The following is a 6,576-nucleotide window of genomic DNA, read 5'->3' on the forward strand; positions in this document are numbered from 1 at the left end:
ATTTGATATGAGAGATGAAGATGTTTTAGCTGAGGGGATTATTGAAAGAATTGGCATTGAAAATTCATTTTTGAAATATGAAACAAAAGAAGGTACAGATATTAAAATTGAGCATGAGATACCAACTCATAAAGAAGGAATAGAATTATTGATTGAGACACTGCTTTCTGATGAACACGGTGTGTTAGAAAATATGGATGAAATTAAAGCAGTGGGTCATAGAGTTGCGCATGGGGGAGAAAAATTTGCACACTCTACTTTAATTGATGATGAAGTAATGAAAGAAATTGGTGATATTTCTGATTTAGCTCCACTTCATAATCCAGCAAATCTTATGGGGATTGAAGTTTGTGAAGAATTAATGCCTGAAACACCTCAGGTTGCTGTATTTGATACAGCTTTCCATCAAACTATGCCAGAAGAAGCATATACTTATGCTCTTCCTTATGAATACTATGAAAAATATGGAGTTAGAAGATATGGATTCCATGGTACATCTCATGGTTATGTAGCTAATAGAGCTGCAGAGATGATGGATCAAGATATTAACAATCTTAAAATTGTCACCTGTCATTTAGGAAATGGAGCAAGTATTGCTGCAGTAAAAAATGGTGAATCTGTAGACACCAGCATGGGCTTTACTCCACTTGAAGGATTAGTGATGGGAACAAGATGTGGAGATATAGATCCAGCAATTGTACCATTTATTATGGATAAAGAAGATATGATAGCTTCGGATATCGATAGTATATTAAATAAAGAAAGTGGTCTTTATGGAGTATCTGGAGTTAGTAGTGATATGAGAGATATTGAAGGAGCTGCTGACGAAGGAAATAATCAAGCTAAGGTAGCATTAGATATCTTTAATTATAGAGTTAAAAAATATATTGGATCTTATTCTGCAGCTATGGGTGGAGTAGATGCAGTAGTATTTACAGCTGGCATTGGTGAAAATGCAATTGAAACTAGAGAAGAAATTCTTGCAGGTTTAGAATATATGGGAATTATAATTGATAAAAAAGCCAACGATATTCGCGGCAAAGAACAAATTATTACAACTAGTGATTCTACAGTAAAAGCGATGGTTATTCCGACAAATGAAGAGTTAGTAATTGCTAAAGATACAAAAGCAATTGTAATGTATTGGCAAAACAAATAGATAGAATTTAAATTAAATTAACTATAGTTAAGCAAAAAAAGTTCATAAATTAAGCATTTTATAAATTATCAGAGGTGATTAAAATAAAAGGAATGATTCAGGTTTATACTGGCAATGACAAGGGTAAAACAACAGCTGCTTTTGGATTGGCTATTAGAGCTGTAGGAGCAGGGAAAAATGTTTTTATAGGTCAATTTGTTAAAGGAATGAAATACAGTGAATTAAAAAGTTTAAAAAGTATTAATGAAATTGAAATTTCACAATATGGGTTAGATTATTTTATTAATGGGGAAATAGATAAAAAGAATATTGATGAAGCAAGAAAAGGATTAAAAGAAATCAAAAAAATATTAAAATCAGGAAAATATGATTTAGTGATTTTAGATGAGGCAAATATTGCTGTTTATTATGATTTGTTTTCTGCAAAAGAGTTGATTGAAGTTATAAATGCTAGGGAAACTAATGTAGAAGTAGTTATAACTGGTCGTTATGCAGCGAAAGAAATAATAGAAAAAGCAGATCTTGTAACTGAAATGAAAGAAATAAAACATTATTATAATCAAGGAGTAGAGGTGTAGATGATAAAATAGATTTTACAAAAACGACAAATAAGATTTTACGGATATTGCTAGATAATGTAAATCCCAAGATTTTGAGTTGGTAAATATGTTAAATTAATCCAGTACCATAATCTGCTCTTTTAGGATATAATATTCTTTAAACAATCCTAAAAGGAGGCAGAAATATTGAGTAAAGTAGATGGATATAAAGTGTATATACAACTCCAGCAATTAAAAGAAATGGGGTTCAGCAAATCCCAGATTGCAAGGCAACTTGAAATAAGCAGGCCAACTCTCAATAGATACTATGATTTAAATATTGATGAATACGAGCAACTGCTGCAGTCAATGACCACAAGAGCTAAAAAGGCAGATGAATATCATGATTGGATTTTAAACTATCTCAGAGAATATCCCGACATAAAAGCATCTGAAATATATTACTGGATTCAAGAAAAAACTAATGGTGATCCTGGTTTTTCTGAAGGCACTCTTAGAAACTACATCAGGGAATTAAGAAAAGAATATAACATTCCTAAAACAAAAAGTCCCAGACTTTATGAGGCTATTGAAGATCCACCAATGGGTCAGCAGATGCAGGTAGATATGGGTGAAAAATGGGTGTTTAAAGCAGATAAAATAAGAGAAATCAAACTTTATCTGATTGCATTTGTCCTCTCCCATTCTCGCTACAAATATGTAGAATGGTTTGATAGACCATTAACCACAGCTGATGTAATAGCAGCCCATGAAAATGCTTTTCAATACTTTGAAGGAATACCAGAGGAGGCAGTCTATGACCAGGATAAATTGAATACTGTATAAAGAAAACTATGGTGATTTAATCTATACTCACCAGTTTGCGTCCTACAGGCATAAAAGAAAGTTTAGAATCCATATGTGTAGGGCCACCGACCCTGAATCAAAAGGTTATGCAAAGTATATGATTATGTAAAGTACATTAAAATAATGTTGATATACTAGAAATTTTTGCTGGTTTACTTTACATAATTACTCTATAATTAATTAAAGCTAAAAGATTAATTATTATAGAGAGGAAAATGAAAATGAAAAAACAGCAAAAACTTCAAGAACTAGTTTCAGAACTGGAGGTGTATATTAAAAGTTTATCCTATAACAGGGCTACTCAACTAAAATATCAAAGGGGTTGGAAGCATTTAAATGATTTTATGAGTAAAAATTCTATTGAATTTTATAATTCTCAAGTGGGAGAAAAATTTATATTCAGTATAATGAAAAATCGTCCTTATGAAAGCTTAAGCAGAAAAGAAAAAGATCTTCTTCGAGTTGCAAATGTAACCAGTGAGTTTCAAGTTACAGGTGTAATCAGATTTAGATCCGTTTCTAAAAAATATGATTTTAGTGGCGAAATTGGTAAAATAATTTTAAACTATCTCGAATACCTTAAGCTTAAAGGAAATGCATTAAGAACAATAGAAGGCAAGAAAATTCATTTATTAAGATTTTTAGATTATTTGAAAGCTAGTAATATATTTTCGCTAAAAACTTTGGAAAATCAGCATATTCTTCAGTTTATTAATGATCTGGGAATATATTCTAATGCCTCAATTCATCATGTGGTTGGTACTTTAAAAGGTTTTTTAAAATATTTATATCAGAAGGAAATTCTTCTGACTGATTTTTCTTATATTATTCCAAAAATCGGTTACAAAAAAGAGAGCAAATTGCCAACAACTTATACCAAAGAAGAAGTTGAAAAACTCCTTAAATCAGTAGATAGAGCAAATCCCAAAGGTAAACGAGATTTTGCGATGATACTGCTTGCAGCAAGGCTTGGTTTAAGAGCTTCTGATATTTGTAGAATGAAGTTTGAAAATATCAACTGGAAACAGAATAATATTAGAATTAAACAAACTAAAACCGCCAAGGTAATTGAATTGCCACTTTTAACAGAAGTCGGTAATGCAATTATTGATTATTTAAAATATGGTCGTCCAAAGACAGATTTACCCTATATTTTCATTTGTATTGGTCAACCTTATGGTAAGCTCAAAGAACCTACACTACACAGTATAGTAACATTTTATTTAAAAAGAGCAAAAATTGATAATCTGGATAAGAAAAAACATGGGCCCCATGCCCTGCGGCACAGCCTTGCCTGCACTTTATTGGAGCAAAAAACTCCACTGCCAGTTATTTCAGAAGTGCTTGGTCATAGCAGTACAGAAAGTACAAAAACATATCTAAGAATAGATCTTAATTCTCTAAGACAGTGTTCTCTTGAAGTTCCAGATCTAAATTCACCTTATTATATTCAGGAGGTGAACTAAAATGGAATTCAAGAGCATATATGCAGTGCTTTTAAAACAGTATATAGAGTTTAAAAGAAATATTGGTTATGACTACAAAGATATTGCAACTTTTAAAATATTTGACCGTTTTATACTTCAATATGAAGTAACCGAGATAGGTTTAACTAAGGATATTACTGATGAATGGTCTAAAAAAAGGGAAAATGAAGCTGATACTACAAGATACAAAAGAGTTAATGTTATTAAGAATTTTTCTATTTATTTAAACAAACTTGGCTACCAATCATTTATTCCAGAACAGATTAAATTTAAAAAAACAACTTTCACACCCCATATTTTTTCTAATCACGAGATAAAAGCATTTTTTGAGGCCTGTGATAATTTTAAATTTAAAGAAAAATCAAATACAAGATATGTTATGCCAGTTGTATTCCGTATGATTTACGGCTGCGGCTTAAGAGTTAATGAAGCTCTCTCTTTAAAAACTGAAGATGTGAATTTGACCGAAAAATATATTATTATTAGAAATGCTAAAAATGATAGAGATAGAATTTTACCTTTGTCGGAGTCATTAACTGATATCTGCCTATTATACAAAGAAAAATGTTTATCAAAAAATTTAATAGAAAAATATTTTTTTAGTCAGTATAATGGTGAAAGATATGCAAGCGATACTATTTACAAATGGTTTAGAAAAATTTTGTGGGAAGCCAATATATCTCATGGCGGTAAAGGAAAAGGTCCACGAGTCCATGATTTTCGACATACCTTTAGTGTTCATTCACTGATTAAAATGTCGGAATCTGATCTTGATCTATATTACTCTTTACCTATCCTGTCTCAATACTTAGGTCATCAATCACTGGAAGCAACAGATAAATATGTCAGGCTGACTTCTGATATGTATCCAGAATTAATTAAAGAAATTAATAATCTCTGCTCATATATTTTTCCAGAGGTGAAACTCCCATGAAAAATACTGATTTCTCTTATTATTTAACTACTTTCTTAAAAAATTATTTGCCTGGTGAAAAAGGGGTTAGCGAAAATACTATTTTATCTTACAGAGATACCTTTATTCTTTTACTCAAATTTTTTAAAGATAGAAAAAATATCTCTGCCGAAAATATCACCCTAGAAATTATCACAAAAGATATTATTGTTGATTTTTTAGGCTGGATAGAAGTTCAGCGTCATTGCAGCATAACTACCAGAAATATTCGGCTGGCAGCTATGCACTCTTTTTTTAGATATCTTCAATATCAGAGTCCTGAAAACCTGCAGGAATGGCAGAGAATATTATCAATACCAGTCAAAAAAACAGAAAAGGCAACAATGAATTATCTATCATTAGATGGAATTAAATTATTATTAGAAATGCCTGATCAAAGTTTGAAATCAGGACAACGCAATTTAGCAATACTGAGTTTAATGTATGATACAGCAGCTAGAGTGCAGGAGATTATTGATTTAACACCATCAAATATTCGTTTTGATAAACCATATACAGTTAAACTGATTGGCAAAGGGAAAAAAGCAAGAATAGTCCCCTTAATGGAACCAACAGCTGAAATTTTAAAAAGATATATGGAAGCAAATGGTCTACTGAAAGATTATGCAAATGAGTATCCATTATTTTTCAATAGTCGCAAAGAAAAACTTACAAGAGCTGGAGTAAATTATATTTTAAAAAAATACAGCAAAATAGCTAGAGAAAAAATACCTGCTTTAATACCTGAACAGATTTCCTGTCATTCACTTAGACACTCAAAAGCCATGCATCTTCTGCAGGCGGGTGTAAATCTGGTTTATATCAGAGATATTCTTGGTCATAGCTCGGTTCAGGTAACTGAAGTCTATGCCAGAGCTGATTCCAGACAGAAACGAGAAGCTATTGAAAAAGCATATACTGATGTTTCTCCGACAGGAAAGCCTCAATGGCAGGAGAATAATGATTTATTATTATGGTTAAACCAATTTAATCAATAGTATTTAATGGAATTATGTAAAGTAAATTTGGAAACTATCCTGTTATCATTATAGTCTAAGAATTTACTTTACATAATCATATACTTTACATAACCTTTTTTATGTAAAGCTTTACATAAAAAAGGCCGTATTGAAAATTTAGTCGGTTATGCTAAAAACAACTTTGCAGCTCACAGAACCTTTACCAATTTAGAGAAGTGGAATGAGGATTGTCGTAGGTGGCTTGAAATTCGTGCCAATGGTAAAAAACACGGCACAACGAAAAAAATACCAGCCCAGGTATTCTCCGTAGAAAAGAAATACCTGAAGCCAGTATCAGAAAAAATTAAAACTAATTCTTCTGACTTAAGTATAACCTATCAGGTGAGAAAAGACAATACCATTCCGATAAAAGGTAACAGATATTCTGTTCCCTTAGGTACCTATCAGGGACCTGAAAGCTATGTTAAAGTGCTTGAGGACAATGATAAATACCTGATATATGATTTTGAAAGTACAGTTAAACTGGCAGAACATAAGATATTTAAAACTAAGGGTAATCTTTCTAAAAATAGTGATCACAGCAGAAAGAAAA

At 31.4% G+C, this 6,576-nt stretch carries 6 protein-coding genes and 1 pseudogene; all 7 read left to right on the top strand.

What is annotated here, in order from left to right:
- On the top strand, positions 1-1,159 hold a 1,159-nt coding region (locus CI949_RS17675; RefSeq protein ID WP_290768786.1), incomplete at its 5' end, for an acetate/propionate family kinase.
- A 74-nt stretch (positions 1,160-1,233) separates the two neighbouring features.
- Positions 1,234-1,737: a cob(I)yrinic acid a,c-diamide adenosyltransferase gene (locus CI949_RS17680; RefSeq protein WP_290768789.1), complete on the top strand. Its 504-nt coding sequence runs from the start codon at positions 1,234-1,236 to the stop codon at positions 1,735-1,737.
- 168 nt (positions 1,738-1,905) lie between these two features.
- Positions 1,906-2,544, top strand: coding sequence for a DDE-type integrase/transposase/recombinase (locus CI949_RS17685; protein WP_290768792.1), 639 nt, complete (start codon positions 1,906-1,908; stop codon positions 2,542-2,544).
- Positions 2,545-2,786: 242 nt separating this feature from the next.
- Positions 2,787-4,031: a site-specific integrase gene (locus CI949_RS17690; protein ID WP_208596716.1), complete on the top strand. Its 1,245-nt coding sequence runs from the start codon at positions 2,787-2,789 to the stop codon at positions 4,029-4,031.
- A 1-nt stretch (position 4,032) separates the two neighbouring features.
- Positions 4,033-4,986, top strand: coding sequence for a tyrosine-type recombinase/integrase (locus CI949_RS17695; RefSeq protein WP_089656217.1), 954 nt, complete (start codon positions 4,033-4,035; stop codon positions 4,984-4,986).
- Complete coding sequence (locus tag CI949_RS17700) at positions 4,983-6,002, top strand: site-specific integrase (protein ID WP_089656216.1); 1,020 nt, start codon at positions 4,983-4,985, stop codon at positions 6,000-6,002. Before CI949_RS17695 ends, CI949_RS17700 begins: the two co-directional genes overlap by 4 nt.
- A 363-nt stretch (positions 6,003-6,365) precedes the next feature.
- Positions 6,366-6,576, top strand: a pseudogene (locus tag CI949_RS17705) (IS21 family transposase); the annotation flags it as partial.

It is taken from the genome of Halanaerobium sp., from assembly GCF_003070835.1.